Consider the following 13,911-nt stretch of genomic DNA (forward strand, 5'->3'; position numbering starts at 1 on the left):
CTATAATCTTGAATCTACTTCTGCTGATGGTCAACGATTGATGGCACTGATTTTATTAATTGCTATCGCCTATACTTGTGCTGTTTTAGCAGGTCGTAACTCTCGTCAAATGGGATTACAAAAATATATTGGTCGTCTGAAGGAATTAAACCGACTACATCGCCGACATAGCGCATTTTGGGTTGGTTTGTATGGCCAATTATGGGTGGGTGCAATGGAGTTTTGGGCTGATTTAGCTCATGATTTAATGCGTTTAAAGCCCAGTAAACTACCCTATTTTCGCAAGGGTCTACGTGCTATGTCTCTTATCCAGTCTGCTTTGTAGCTTCTTTGTCACCCCTTCAGATTAATGGGACAGAGTACTACGCATCTATTGCATTTTTTTCGGAAATTGGTATTAGGCAAATCCGCAAGTTAACAACAATTCTGTAAAACGCGCTTCCTCTTGAACCCTCATCGTTCTTAATTGTGTAATGGCTTCCATAAAAGCATTGTCACCTTTGAGCTGACACCTAATAGCCCAGTCAATAGTTTGCAGCTGTGAAAATTGAAATACACGCTGCAACAGTGCAGGCTGATCAGATTCACGATATGCTGGGAGCATCCGCGACAAGAAGTCCAAGCCATAGTCCTCATAAATCCAGAGGAAATCCCATGCCGCATCTCCAATCATTATGTCCCCAAAGTCAATGATGGCACTGACCCGCTTCGCTTTATCATCGAAGAGAACATGATCTGGAGAAAGGTCGCCGTGCAGCAATGTGGAGCGAAAATTTGAGGTGTTGCTGGATGATTCGAGATAATTCCCAATCACCCGTTCAAGAAACAGGCATTCTGGTTCATCTAGGATTGTAAACAGATTCTCTTGCGATCGCTTCAACAAATCAGAACACCAATTTGCATATTCATTGGTTAATACATGACAATCCTCTGCAAGCCTTATATCCACCGAGTGAATCTGATTGAGGAAGTGCGCTACTTGCTTTGCACAACGGGTTCGACTTGCTTCGTCAAGTGTGAAATAGTGTTCTTGCGAAAGAGCATGACCGGGTAAGAACGGGTAAGCGATAAATGACAGTTTTGGATTATCTTCAAGGTAGGCAATTTGCAAAGATGGAATCGGGAGTGTAATTCGATTTGCAAGTTGGGGGAGTAAACAGTATTCGCGTTTCAAACTCGCGCGTGCTTTGTCGTGTTTAGCAAAGCGGAAAACCCATTCATCATTGACAACGTATGCTGAACAGAAGTCTCCTTCAGCGAGGTAGGATATTGAGTCAATTGTCCATTCGGGACAACAACGCAAAATAGCCTTTTTAATTTCTATAAGTGTCAAATTACCTCACATTTAGATTTAGTAGGATATTCTTAAGCATAATTTTTCAAGGACTCTTTATTTGATTGGCAAAGATGATCCATTAAAGTAGTAACATGGGCAATGTTTACTAACTTTATCAATCAACAACGAAAGTCAGCAGATTACAACAGCATAGTTTAGGTAGCCTCTGCTGCTAATCTGTGATCTATCTTTGAGAACTACGTTAGTGTTATTTATTTAACAGGTATTTCCCTATGGAGCCAGGGTTAAAATTACTCATTCAACTCATCCTAGAGTTTGCACCTATAGTTGTATCTCTCATACAAAAGAGAACACAAGAGAGTCTAGCAACCACTAAGTATCAACTGCCAAAAACAATTCAAGAATTTGCACAATCTGTAAATATTTCAACTCATATCAACAATTATGTGCCAGGATTTACACAAGAAAAACTCTTGCAACAGCAGTTGGCTGTTTATCACCGTGAGACACAATTACAAATAGCCAAACAAGAAAGAGATACAGTACTCAATTTACCGGAAGTTCATAAAATTCTGGATAGTTGGCCTTTAAGGCTATATCCTTCGCAGATCTTAGATTCTCCTACTAGTTGTAGTCGCGCCCCATTAAAAATCTTTATTGCTCCTCCACAAGTGCAATTTGACTCATTTGACCACAGAAATGAAAGCAGTTCTGAAATTGAGCTAATGTTAGCTGAAGGTTTAAGAGAGTTTGTTAATAAACACTACTCTTTCCAAAGTCCAATTAGACCTACAGAATTATTAGCAGGAGCTTGGGATAGTAAACGTTTTCATAGTGAATCTAGTATCAAAGCTTTATTTGGGGCGTTAAGAACAGAGCCTATTTTAATTTTAGAATCAGAAAATGATGGAGATTATTTAAATTTACGTATTGCTTATTGGGGATTAGGGCAAGAAAAATATTATTACAAAACAATTTATCGATTACCTTATCAAGAAATTGTCCAGGAATCTGCCAAAAATCGAGCTTTAGAATGGAAAAAAGTTAGAGATGAATTACTAGCCCTGGGAGAAGATATAGAAGAAATTAATCTTCTAGGTAAAGATAATGTATTGAATTTGGCGATTTTAGAAAAATCTGAAAAGTGGAAAGTTCAAGGTATTGATATTAGTAAACTCTCATTACAATATCAAGTTAACCATCAAGATTTTGAAAAGCTTTCTCAGGTATTAATGACTTGCCACTGTTTGGTTGCTGCTTGGGTAGCTGATGTTTATCATTTAGTTCATCATGATGTACCTCCTTTATTACCAGAGTTGCTACCAAGTTTGCTCAAAGATATGCTTGATTGGCAATCGGTGCAAACAATTGCTACAGGTTACAAAGAAGTTTACCAAGCCTTAGAAAACGAACTACGTTACTGGATTCCAGAATTGGCTTTGCAATTAGCTCAGAGTTTATCTAGTTTACCCGATCGCTCTTGGTCACAAGAACAAGTTGAATATTCGATATACACATGGTTAGATTTGCGTCAAGTCTTACCCCAGGAATTTGCTAACCCCCTAGAGGCGATGCAATTAGCTGTGGGCATAGAAGATGAAGAATATATCCAAAATTTAAAAGAATATTTTACGACAGTAGGCGATCGCCAAAGTATTCTAGATGTTGAAAAGCTTTTAGATGCGATCGCTAATCTTAAACACCAACGCACTATAAAATCTCCTGAACTCGGCTACACCTTAACTGAATATTCAGGTAAGGTCGCATCCATTGCTATTAGTCCTGATGGTGAAATATTAGTGAGTGGATGTGCCGATAAAACCATTAACCTATGGAACCTTAAAACTGGTAAACAAATCCGTACTTTCACAGAAAATTTGGGAGAAGTTTCATCTGTTGCAGTCAGTCCCGATGGCAATTTGCTTGCTGTTGGTAGCTGTGAACACCCCAAAAGTAATGTCCAAATTTGGCACTTGAGAACAGGTAAATTACTCCACACGCTTTTAGGACATCAAAAACCAGTAAATGTTGTAGCTATCAGTCCCGATGGGCAAATTCTCGCCAGTGGTAGTAATAAAATTAAGATTTGGCATCTCCATAAAGGCGATCGCATTTGTACGCTCTGGCATTCATCTGCTGTTCATGCTATAGCTATCAGCCCCGATGCTACCATCCTGGCTAGTGGTAGTTCTGACACTAAAATTAGGTTGTGGAACCCCCAGACTGGCGATCCATTACGCACCCTTAATGGTCATAACGCAGAGATCAAATCAATTGCCATAAGTCCTAATGGCCAACTCCTCTTTAGTGGTAGTGCTGATACAACTATTAAAATTTGGCATCTCATTACAGGTAAACTCTTATATACCTTAACTGGACACATCGAAGAGGTAAAAGCCTTAGCTGTGAGTGCTGATGGACAACTCCTCTTTAGTGGTAGTGCTGATACAACCATCAAAATTTGGCGTATTTCCACAGGTGAATTATTGCAAACCCTCGCCGGACATTCAGGAAAGGTGAATTCTGTTGCTCTTAGTCCAGACGGTAGGTTTCTTGCCAGTGGTAGTGCTGATAAAGCCATCAGAATGTGGCAAATAGATTATTAAACAAATGGGATTGGTTAATATTAAGGAGATTTGATAGAAAAATACCAGCTATCAGATTTTGTTGTATTGTCTGTAGTCCGAAATCGAATTTCAGCACAATGAATGCCTAGCTGAAAAGAATTCGGAGTGTAAGAAATTTTGTAATAGCTCTGAGGCCAATCACGGGTGCCACTAATCCGAGCTTGTTTCGTGACATCTACTCCATCAACAAATAGTTGTACCGAGCCACGCTCTGCCTCTTCTCCCAAAGTAAAATTCAATGCAGCTCCAACAAATTGTACGGAGGTCTGTGCTGAATTCTCCGCAGGAAACACTTTTAACAGTTGAGTAGGTCGAGGCGCAGAAGAAGCCATCAACAGAAAACTCAATAAAATTGCAGAAACCTGCTTCATTAGGAAGTTACCTATAACTAATGTTTTGGAGAGAGATAAAACCATAGAATAACTTAGCTTTTTCAGCCAAAATATTTAATGTCTGGTTTCCTGAAAACGGAAGGCCAAAGGCTAGTGTAGGGATAAATGAGATAACAGCAGATAAGCAAACGGTTAGACCTAAGAATTTCTGCATCTTGATAACAAGCTATTTTTACTAGTATTTTTTAGCAATTTTTATACTTCCTTGTAACCAGCAAAACCCCTGTTCTATTGATTTCATTAAGTGTGGTACACTTTTCTTCGCCAGCCTCCCATTTTAGTCAAGCGTTTTGACCATCCACCATCCGAATTACTAAAATCTTTACTGAAATGGCATCAACAGGTGTCAACAACTCTAGGAGTTGAAATACTTAAAGACATGACAGCTGAAGCATATTTTGCTGAAGAACGTCGTAAGCGAATGCAACAAAGACAATCTCTGATTCGCAAAAGTATTATTTGGGGATTGTTAGAGATGCTATGGTTCTCTCAAAATCCCAAATCCGAATGGTTGGGAGAACACGCAAAATTTAAAGTCAGTAAATAATATACGGCTAAATATGAGTTGCAGAATCTTGTTGTATTGCTAATGCTGCAATTTTCTTTGCATAGCTACATTTATCTATGCTTTGCTGCTTTTATGCAGATATTATTGCTTTCGTCTTGTATCTAAAGGTAGACTTATCTATTTACATTTTATATCTAAGGGTAGAAAATAATGGTTAACTCAAATTTGGGAAACCTTAAAGGAGTTCATTTCCAAAAGGTATCTGCCCAAGCATCTATTTATCTCTAGTGCAACCGAGGACAGATGACGCAACCTTTTAGTCAAGTCAAACAGTGGGAACAACGTCGCCATGAAGCCAGCCGCTACTACCAGCGAGGAAAATTTTCAGAATATCTCGATTTAGCTACCGAGAATTTACAATTAGCTAGAGCCATTCCAGATCGAGCCAGAGAAGGTCATACATTGAACGACATTGGTTTAGCTCACCTCGGTTGCTGGCAAACTCAAAAAGCATTAGAGTGTTTTCATCAGGCGCTTGCAGTCGCTCAAGAACTTGATAACGATCGCGCCCAGGCCACTGCTCTGAGTAATTTGGGTTCCACTTACAGCCGTTTGGGACAATTTTCTCAAGCCTTAGAATATTTAGACAAAGCAGTTCTCATCTTCAGGAAATTGCAGGATACTCAAGGCGAAGTTTCTACTCTCAATGATGTGGCGTTGATTTATACAAAATTGCGAGAACCGAAACGAGCATTGTTGCTACAACATCAAATTTTAGCAATGCGGCGATCGCTAGGCGATTTTTCCGGTGAAGCCACAACATTAAATGGCATTGGTTTTGCTTACTGTACTCTAGGCAAGTTTGAACAAGCTCTCAAATTTCTGCAAGAAGCCCTACCAATTCAACGAGCCACTAAAAATTTGCTTGGTGAAGCAACTACCTTAAACAACATTGCTTCTGTATATAGTGATCTAGGACAACCTAAAGAAGCACTAGTACTGTACCATCAAGTTCTGTTGACACGTCAAGCATTAAACGATAGCCCTGGTGAAGCAACAACTCTTCACAACATTGGTTTTACCTACAGTATTCTTGCACAATACAGGCAGGGATTAAAGTTCTACAAACAAGCGATCGCGATTTATCAAGAACTGGGTGATTCTTTGGGAGAAAGTTCAACTTTGGTGAATATGGGCAAACTGTACGCCATAACGAAACGTAAAAAGTTGGCGCGATCATGCTATCGAAATGCTCAAGAATTAGCTGAACAACTCGAATATCAGCCACTTTTAGAAAGGGTACGGCAGTTTATGGACGCTCTTTAAAAGTTTGTAGTAAGGACTTCAGTGCTTATTTTCTAAGCACTAAGTGCTTACTACGAACTATTACTTGTTTTCTATGGAACAGTTGATTGTTGCAATAAAGCTCTGACATGATTTGCAGAGTCTTGTTGTAATGCTAAAGTAGCGATCGCCTCAGCTTCAGTTACACTCAATCGAGCGATCGCTTGCTTAAGTATCGGTATACTTTGGGGATTCACACTCAATTCATCTAGCCCCAAACCTAATAAAATTGGTGCTGCTAATGGGTGTGCTGCTAGTTCGCCACATAAGCCTACCCAAATCCCGGCTGTATGGGCAGCTTGGACGGTTTGTCTTATCATCCGTAAGACTGCTGGGTGTAAAGCATCCACTAAAGTTGCCACTCGCAAATTGGTGCGATCGCCTGCCATGACATACTGAGTGAGATCATTCGTGCCAATACTAAAAAAGTCTACCTCGGCAGCTAACTGATCAGCGATCGCTACTGCTGAAGGTACTTCTACCATAATTCCCACTTGCAGATTTTCATCGAAAATAATTTCAGCTTGTCGCAGTTCATCCTGCACTTCACCCAGAATTATCTTAGCTGCGCGTACCTCCATCACAGTTGCAATCATCGGCAACATAATTTTAAGATTATGTTCGGCACTGGCTCTTAAAATTGCCCGTAATTGAGTTTTAAAGAATTCTGGATGATCCAAACAAAAACGGATTCCCCGCCAACCTAAGAATGGATTGGCTTCTGTAAAACCTATATTGAGATAGGGAAGTGGCTTATCACCACCGACATCCAAAGTCCGAATAATTAACGGGCGATGATTTAAAACTTGAGCGATCGCCTGATAAACTGCAAATTGCTCATCTTCAGTAGGGGCAATGGTTCTGCCTAAATATAAAAATTCGGTACGCAGTAGTCCTACTCCCTCTGCACCGCTAGCTATAGCTACTTGCACATCATTGATGCTGCCAACATTGGCGAAGACATTGATTTGCTGTCCATCACGAGTCACTGCTGGTTGGTGGGCTTTGGCTTTTGCTTCTCGTTGGGCAGTTTGCCATGCCTCCCGCTTGGCGGCTAGAACATCAAGGATATCTGGTTCTGGTTCTACCCAAGCTTTACCAGTTTCGCCATCAAGTGCCATGAGTGTACCATCTTCTAGATGTAACACTTCCCCACCTACGCCCAAAACTGCGGGAATGCCTAATGTCCGAGCAATAATAGCGCTGTGGGAAGTCGCACTGCCAACAGTAGTACAAATGCCCAGCACCATTGTCGGGTCTAAACCGATAGCATCCGAGGGAGCCAAATCAGTCGCTACCAAAATCGCTGGTTCCAACAAATGCAGACTAGCCGGAGCATTTCCAACTAATAATCGCAGCACTCTTTGTCCCACATCTACAACATCATCAACTCGCTCTTGCAGATAAGAATCTTCCAATGTCCGGTAGGAAGTCGCTACTTCATCCACTACAGCTTGCCAAGCAGCTTCAGCATTGAGATGATGTTCTAAAATGCGCTGATAAGCAGCTTCCAGCAACACTGGATCTTTTAAAACCAGGAGATGGGCATCAAAAATGGCAGCTTCAGCATCACCAATTTGAATAGATGCTTGGGAGAATACCGCTTGAATTTCCTGGCAAGCTGTGTGAATAGCTGCTTGTAAACGTTGCCACTCTGCCTCTGGATCATCTACGTGATATTCCGTAATAGTAATAGCAGATGGTTGATAATGAACTACAGGAGCGATCGCCACCCCTGGAGAAGCTGCAATCCCTAATAATTCGCCGGGAGTTGCTGAGATAACTTCGTGGTTAACCGTTTGTGCAGGTTCAAAGGTGCTATCATCTTCACCAAAATTGGTAGCAAATAATGCTTGTAATGCCGCCAGTGCCTGGTCTGCATCATCGCCTGTGGCAGTAATTTCTAGTTCATGTCCTTGACGTACTCCCAAAATTGCTACTTGGTTAATGCTGTCACCCCCAACAACTGCTGTATTTTTAGTTAAATTCCGTACCTTAATTTGAGATTGAAACCGAGCAGCTGTAGCAACAAACAAAGCCGCAGGACGAGCATGTAATCCTAGCCTATTGCTGACAGTCAGCCGAAGTTCTTGAGTTGGGTACTCTGTATTATTGGGGCGATCGCTACTAACAACTGACAGATGAGGACTATCTACACCTAATTGAGTAGCTTTCACTGTTAATGCACCTCGTGCTTCTGCAATCACTTGCTGAATATTCCTACCTGCTGCGGCTGCAACTACAGCAGCAATTGCACCTTCTACCAAGGGTGCTTCACACAAATACACATGCTCTCGCTGTGCTTCGGGGAGAAACTCTAGAGCCATTTCTGCACTCATTAAAGCACTTCCCAAATCCATTAAAACTAATACTCCATCATCGCTAAAAACAGATGCGATCGCCTCATAAACCTGGATAGGATCTGTACCCAGTGGGTTATCTGAGTCTTCAATACCTGCTGCAACAGCGATGGGAAAGTCACCCTGAACCATCTGTTTGGCAAGTTCTCGCACGCCAAGTGCTAGCTGTTTACTGTGAGAAACAATTACAATTCCGACCACTGCAACACCATTAACCTTGTTGAGAGTCTTGTACTTAGATCGTTACCTGTTTCAGCCTTATATACCGCTAAAAATAGCACCTAATCTCGATTACAATTGCAACTGTCCAAAAATTTTTCGGTTTTTTTGGCTAGAAATACGAACAGAATAACCTTTACCCCCTCTTGGTAAGAAAAAAAGCAGGTAATTACAGCATTCATTAGTATTTTATTTGCCTATAAATTTAAGTATAGAAAATTATAACTTGGAGAATTAAAATGGTGATCTATGTAATAGTTAGAGTCTTTCAAAAATAAATTATCTAAAGCTTGTGTTGTCTGTTGCCCGTTCCTTGTTCCTTTCTAAACAAATTCTTTAGATTTTCTACAGATTCTTGAGATTGTCAATCTCTCTGCATAGATAACAAAAGTAGAGATGAATTTGGGCAGATCACTAAGGCAAGTTTGTATTAAATTACTATCACTATAACAGCCACGATCTTTACTAGATTAGCATTTCGAGGTTTTAAGTTTTTGAGTGAATGCTAGTTATTATGGTTAATTATCAAGGTTTCCTAATGGCTATAATTCTATGATTTTGCTTGATCTAAAAAATACTCAGTGTATCTCAAGAGACTGCCAACTATTCAACTTAATCTCAGACAGTTGCCACTGCTGTTTTTAGGGATGATTTCGCCATATTTATTTTAAAATGCGGCAAATATGCAAAAATCGACTAATTTAGTAGATTTTTCTGAAAAATATTGCTTATATTTTAAATTTTCTCAAAAATTAATCAGGTAACACTCACAAACAATATTGATTAATATCTATAAATAATTACTTAGATATCGCATTCCAACAGAATATTTGAAAAATTAAATAATTCATAAGTATGGTTAAAATTGCCAGTAAATTGAATAACATAGAGAAAATATGCGGACGAGGGTATTAAATGGAGCCATTACAAAAGCAGATTCTGACTTTGAGCCATAAACTGGATGCCCTCTATCAGGTAATTGAGCAGCTTGATGGTAAAGTTGCTCAAGCTTTTTCAGAGTGTTCCTTAGCAAATACACAAGCAAAGGATAATTATCTAGAACATAGCGATGGTAAACATTATCAGTCGAAAGGAAAAATCCGTTTAAATCCAGAAATGGAACACAAGGATGTATTAACAGATGGCATTTATCTAGACATGAATCGTCAAAGCAAAGACAAGAATTTAACACCAGAAATTCAAATACAACGACTGACAGCCCAGTTAACAGCAGCCTATAATCGCATTGCTGCCTTAGAAGAACAATTGCTCAGAGAGAGAATTCACTAAATTTACCTCCTAATCTTCTCGCTAAAATATGGCTAAACCAACCTGAAAAAATTTAGGGTTAATAGAGTGTTACTTGCTACATGTTTGCTATATAATAAGCTTTAGATTATCTATAACCATTTAGCGGAGAGTAGTAATTAATTTTACGCTCTCCATTTTCTTTATCTACATTTTGGATATTTGAGATAATGCGTATAGCATAGCTGAAGCCACAGCCTCTGGTGACTCGATCAAAAAACCATGACCTCCACGCTCAAGAACTACAAGTTCGGCGTTAGGAATACCCTGAGCAAGTTCTTGCGAAAATTTGACCGGAGTGAGGATATCTTGTTTACCAACCAGAACTAGAGTAGGACAATTAATATACTTTAGGCGATCGCTAGTGTCAAAGCCAATAATAGCTCTGCTGTGATGATAGAGTGTATAAGTTGTTGGCGCGAAGGGATATTTGATTGCCCATTCGATTAGTTGCTCGACCATCCCAGGAATAGAGTAGAACTCATCCGTAAATATCCAGGGTAGTATTATTTTTTCATAAAGCTTCAGATCTATAAAATTAGGAAGATCGCCCCATGTTTGGATGATGCTGTTGAATCGTTCATCACCCTTTGCCAAAGATGACAGTAGCATGAGACTTTGCACTTTTTCAGGGTTCGCCAAAACTAACTCTTGAGCAATATGACCACCCATCGAATGCCCTGCTACATGCACCTTGTCAATACCGATGCGATCGAGCAACACTGTAATATCATTTGCCATTTGTTGAATAGTATAGGGAATGTCGGAAGCAGAACTTCGCCCCATTCCTCGGTTATCCACGCGAATGACTTGATATCGAGAGACGAGTGATTGCATGATTAGCGACCAATAAGAATGATCACACAAGAAACCTGCAATTAGTAGTAAAGGCTCACCTGTTCCTTTAATGTCGTAGAACAAGTCAATTCCGTTAACCTGAACCATCGGCATGGTAACTAATACACTTTGAGAGTGAAAATCGAACAAGTTAATACTATGACAAACTGACTGCAAAATTAACGGGGAACAGGGAATAGGGAACAGGGAACAGGGAACAGGGAACAGGGACTGTCTGTAACGGGAGATTTAAGCTCCCGTCAAGACTTACCACCTATAGGTGGGGGACTCAAACCCATTGGTGGTGAGAGGGAACGAACGGACAAACTGTTGCCTGTTGCCCGTTAAGAGTTCCCTCTCCCGTTGGCGCAGCCTCTCGTAGAGAAGGGAATTGAGTTTGCTAAAATTTTACAGAAAAGCCTGGGATCAAGCAGAAATGCAAAAAAGTGCTTATGTTTTACAAGTTTAAACAATTCAAAGCAATTTTAGCAGCCAAAAACTCAGAAAACATAGGTGATTTTGCCATTCTTAAATCTGATTTTTTAGGAGCAAAAGTCTCCCCAGAGATAGCCTCTAAATTACAACAGGTGGTGGGCTATCATCCTGCGATTGATTTGGTGGAATTAAGCCAATATCCTCAGGACACTTTTGGGCGAAAATATGCTGATCACATGCAAGCAAACCACCTCAAACCGCTGAATGTCAGTCCTGAACTAGAGGATGTTGCGCGACGTAATGTATTTGCTCTGCGATACACTGTTACCCACGATATTTTTCATGTTTTGCTAGGTTTTGATACCAGCTATGCAGGCGAAATCGGCGTTCTGGCTTTTGCTGCTGAGCAAAACTATAGCAAGTCACTTAAAATCAGTTTGTGGTTTGCTAGATTACTTTATCCAATTCTGGCTCCCTGGCAAATGAAAGCGATTTTTATCAACCTACAAAAAGGACGAAAATTAGCTAAAAAAGCGGATTTTTTATTAGGCTACCGCTTTGAAAACCATTGGCAAGAGCCAATTCATGAGGTTATAAAACGTCTGGGATTATCAGAGATTCCCACAATTGAACCGTCTCAATATCTTCTGCAAGCAAATAGCGATCGCATTTACTAAGGGGTAATTGAATCGGAAGACGGAAATATTTTTATCGCCTTAATATCCCACCAATAAACGAATTAACGCTATGGTGGGAGACTGACAGTAAAATAATTCAATATTTATTCTTGCTGCCAAAATTTATAAGCTGTTGGCGGTATCTGGCGCTGCAACGAGCGCTATGCAAGTGCTTGAGGGCAACAAGCCCCAAAACCCCAAAATTGCTACTTCTAAGCTACTAGAAACGCCGATCAAAGCTCAGTTTTTTGCTTGGAGCTAATTGATAGTGAGTTTCATTAAGCAGATGTGACGAAATAGGAATTTCGACTAATGGCTAAATATTTAAACGAGAAAACAAACCAACCCTGCATAATTGTTGAGTACACCACAGCAAACGCGCCTTATTGCTTGGTTGAGTATGCAAGTGGCATACGCAGGATTGAGCATTTCGCTAATTTAAAAAAGATAATTGACTAGAGTGAATCCCCATGCGATCGGTTTCGCCGTCAACATTTTGAGGGTAAAAGCTGTGAAGCCGTTGATAACGTAATTTTCAAAACTTAATTCTCTAATCCTGAAGTTTTGGCGTTTTGAAAAAATATACGTACTTTTCGGTTAATTGACAGGGTATCTCAAGCCATAAATTATACGTTTTTTTTCTGATACAAAAACTATTTCTTAGGGGTTAATCTGTAAGAAATAATTTTGCTGACACTATTCAAGAAATCCTTATTTTAAAGCTGTTGACAGCTTGCTTTTGCCAGGATATCAATAAAAAAAATACCTGATTTGATATTTGGAGAAAAATATGGCTGCTGTAGCTGATTTAACCTTCGCTGAGATTTCCGCTAAAATTACTGACTCTTCATTGAAAACTTGGTTTGATGCAATTGCCCCCTTACCTAGTGGGGTTGATACCGCTGAAATGTTCGCTAAGTTACTACAGGCTGCGTATGTTGCCCAAGTCGCTAAAAATACGGCTGCTGCTCCTGTAGTAGGTGAGGCTTTAAACGCATACCCAGCACCTACAACTGGGACAGTACAAACTGATACTACTAGCGGTCTTCAGTTCTATAACGCTACCTATGGGGTTCAGATTGTAGCTTCAGTTGACCTGAATACCACTACTCCAAGTTACGTATAATTCCAATCTTTGAAGGGTATATCCAATACATATACCCTATCCCTATACACAATAAATAAAACTTATGGCAACAAAACCGTTACCCCATGTCGCATTTATCATGGGGATCAATACAACCAATGATGCTGGTAGAACTAACCCAGACCCTCAATATTTTTTCTATTGCAAGCTATCAACCGCTAGGTTCTTGGATATCGAAGCCAAGATTTTTACCGGGACTATCATTAGAAAACGCAAGGGGTATACCAGAACAAAAGTACTAGCAGATGGTACAACTTTGGGTGGTAAGGATGCTCAAGTAGCAGAGGGTAGAACTACTGGACACGCCAGGGCAGTACCCCACGGGAAAAATATTAAGTTGGTGACTGGGAAGAAAACCCAAAAAGGTAACTACCAGACTATTAGTTTCAACTTTCCCACTGCTGTACCTACCTATGCGATCGGTGAGGCTTTGGGTGAGTTAATCCCCCCTGGGAAAATTGAAGCTACACCAGGAAATACTGAAATCTTCCCTTATTTCATTCTCCCTACTGGTTCTCGTTCAGGAATCATGAAACAGTCAGCGGCTCAAACTAGCACTAATGTTGAGGTTCCTGTAACTGATGCAGCTAGACGGGCGTTGATTAAGAAGAAAGGACAGGATAACGACTTACAGGAGGGGGCGGGAACGTAATCAATGTTTGAAAATAACATTGACTGGAGGTTACGGGTTAATGAATCTCGTAACCAGTCCCCCCCTATACCTGCGGTTGAGCCTGATATTATTTTCACTAGCAATATT

11 protein-coding genes and 1 pseudogene are annotated in these 13,911 nt (G+C 40.2%); 8 read left to right on the plus strand and 4 right to left on the minus strand.

Translation table 11 applies throughout. The annotated features are described in order from the left end of the window. Positions 1 to 325: pseudogene (locus tag I8751_RS13500) on the plus strand (IS4 family transposase); the annotation flags it as partial. 72 nt (positions 326 to 397) lie between these two features. Here the strand turns inward: I8751_RS13500 and I8751_RS13505 are convergent. Continuing rightward, positions 398 to 1,333, minus strand: coding sequence for a phosphotransferase family protein (locus tag I8751_RS13505; RefSeq protein WP_214439676.1), 936 nt, complete (start codon positions 1,331 to 1,333; stop codon positions 398 to 400). Positions 1,334 to 1,569: 236 nt separating this feature from the next. Here I8751_RS13505 and I8751_RS13510 point away from each other — a divergent pair, with 236 nt between their 5' ends. Further along, positions 1,570 to 3,903, plus strand: coding sequence for a WD40 repeat domain-containing protein (locus I8751_RS13510; protein WP_214439677.1), 2,334 nt, complete (start codon positions 1,570 to 1,572; stop codon positions 3,901 to 3,903). A 20-nt stretch (positions 3,904 to 3,923) separates the two neighbouring features. Here I8751_RS13510 and I8751_RS13515 read toward each other — a convergent pair whose 3' ends face one another. After that, positions 3,924 to 4,295 (minus strand): hypothetical protein, encoded by a 372-nt coding sequence (locus tag I8751_RS13515; protein WP_214439678.1) that lies wholly within the window; start codon positions 4,293 to 4,295, stop codon positions 3,924 to 3,926. A gap of 265 nt (positions 4,296 to 4,560) precedes the next feature. On the opposite strand from I8751_RS13515, the gene I8751_RS13520 reads away from it, so the two are divergent. Both I8751_RS13520 and I8751_RS13525 read left to right on the plus strand, forming a co-directional pair. Then, a complete protein-coding gene (locus I8751_RS13520; RefSeq protein ID WP_214439679.1) occupies positions 4,561 to 4,863 on the plus strand; it encodes a hypothetical protein in 303 nt (100 codons plus the stop codon). A gap of 264 nt (positions 4,864 to 5,127) precedes the next feature. Beyond that, positions 5,128 to 6,150, plus strand: a complete 1,023-nt coding sequence (locus I8751_RS13525) for a tetratricopeptide repeat protein (RefSeq protein WP_214439680.1) — start codon at positions 5,128 to 5,130, stop codon at positions 6,148 to 6,150. A gap of 71 nt (positions 6,151 to 6,221) precedes the next feature. Here the strand turns inward: I8751_RS13525 and ptsP are convergent, their stop codons facing one another. Beyond that, a complete protein-coding gene (ptsP, locus tag I8751_RS13530) occupies positions 6,222 to 8,729 on the minus strand; it encodes a phosphoenolpyruvate--protein phosphotransferase (protein ID WP_214439681.1) in 2,508 nt (835 codons plus the stop codon). A gap of 933 nt (positions 8,730 to 9,662) precedes the next feature. Between ptsP and I8751_RS13535 the strand changes: the two genes are divergently transcribed. Then, positions 9,663 to 10,037, plus strand: coding sequence for a hypothetical protein (locus tag I8751_RS13535; RefSeq protein ID WP_214439682.1), 375 nt, complete (start codon positions 9,663 to 9,665; stop codon positions 10,035 to 10,037). A gap of 165 nt (positions 10,038 to 10,202) precedes the next feature. Here the strand turns inward: I8751_RS13535 and I8751_RS13540 are convergent, their stop codons facing one another. After that, positions 10,203 to 11,006, minus strand: a complete 804-nt coding sequence (locus I8751_RS13540) for an alpha/beta fold hydrolase (RefSeq protein ID WP_214439715.1) — start codon at positions 11,004 to 11,006, stop codon at positions 10,203 to 10,205. A gap of 338 nt (positions 11,007 to 11,344) precedes the next feature. Here I8751_RS13540 and I8751_RS13545 point away from each other — a divergent pair, with 338 nt between their 5' ends. The 3 genes from I8751_RS13545 to I8751_RS13555 all read left to right on the plus strand — a co-directional run bounded on the left by I8751_RS13545 (position 11,345) and on the right by I8751_RS13555 (position 13,803). Further along, positions 11,345 to 12,004 carry a Coq4 family protein gene (locus tag I8751_RS13545; RefSeq protein WP_214439683.1) on the plus strand — a complete coding sequence of 220 codons (660 nt, stop codon included), beginning with the start codon at positions 11,345 to 11,347 and terminating at the stop codon, positions 12,002 to 12,004. A gap of 790 nt (positions 12,005 to 12,794) precedes the next feature. Continuing rightward, positions 12,795 to 13,130, plus strand: coding sequence for a hypothetical protein (locus tag I8751_RS13550; protein ID WP_214439684.1), 336 nt, complete (start codon positions 12,795 to 12,797; stop codon positions 13,128 to 13,130). A 64-nt stretch (positions 13,131 to 13,194) separates the two neighbouring features. Beyond that, on the plus strand, positions 13,195 to 13,803 hold the full coding sequence (locus I8751_RS13555; protein WP_214439685.1) for a hypothetical protein: 609 nt from the start codon (positions 13,195 to 13,197) through the stop codon (positions 13,801 to 13,803). Positions 13,804 to 13,911: the final 108 nt, after the last annotated feature.

This window comes from Atlanticothrix silvestris CENA357, from assembly GCF_016056295.1.
Lineage (GTDB): Bacteria > Cyanobacteriota > Cyanobacteriia > Cyanobacteriales > Nostocaceae > Atlanticothrix > Atlanticothrix silvestris.

What these genes read in the sequence shown, in the direction of transcription:
- I8751_RS13540 (WP_214439715.1), bottom strand. Translation starts at nt 11,006, where the DNA reads ATGCCGATGGTTCAGGTTAACGGAATTGACTTGTTCTACGACATTAAA.
- I8751_RS13510 (WP_214439677.1), top strand. Translation starts at nt 1,570, where the DNA reads ATGGAGCCAGGGTTAAAATTACTCATTCAACTCATCCTAGAGTTTGCA.
- I8751_RS13555 (WP_214439685.1), top strand. Translation starts at nt 13,195, where the DNA reads ATGGCAACAAAACCGTTACCCCATGTCGCATTTATCATGGGGATCAAT.
- I8751_RS13545 (WP_214439683.1), top strand. Translation starts at nt 11,345, where the DNA reads ATGTTTTACAAGTTTAAACAATTCAAAGCAATTTTAGCAGCCAAAAAC.
- I8751_RS13535 (WP_214439682.1), top strand. Translation starts at nt 9,663, where the DNA reads ATGGAGCCATTACAAAAGCAGATTCTGACTTTGAGCCATAAACTGGAT.
- I8751_RS13515 (WP_214439678.1), bottom strand. Translation starts at nt 4,295, where the DNA reads ATGAAGCAGGTTTCTGCAATTTTATTGAGTTTTCTGTTGATGGCTTCT.
- I8751_RS13525 (WP_214439680.1), top strand. Translation starts at nt 5,128, where the DNA reads ATGACGCAACCTTTTAGTCAAGTCAAACAGTGGGAACAACGTCGCCAT.
- I8751_RS13550 (WP_214439684.1), top strand. Translation starts at nt 12,795, where the DNA reads ATGGCTGCTGTAGCTGATTTAACCTTCGCTGAGATTTCCGCTAAAATT.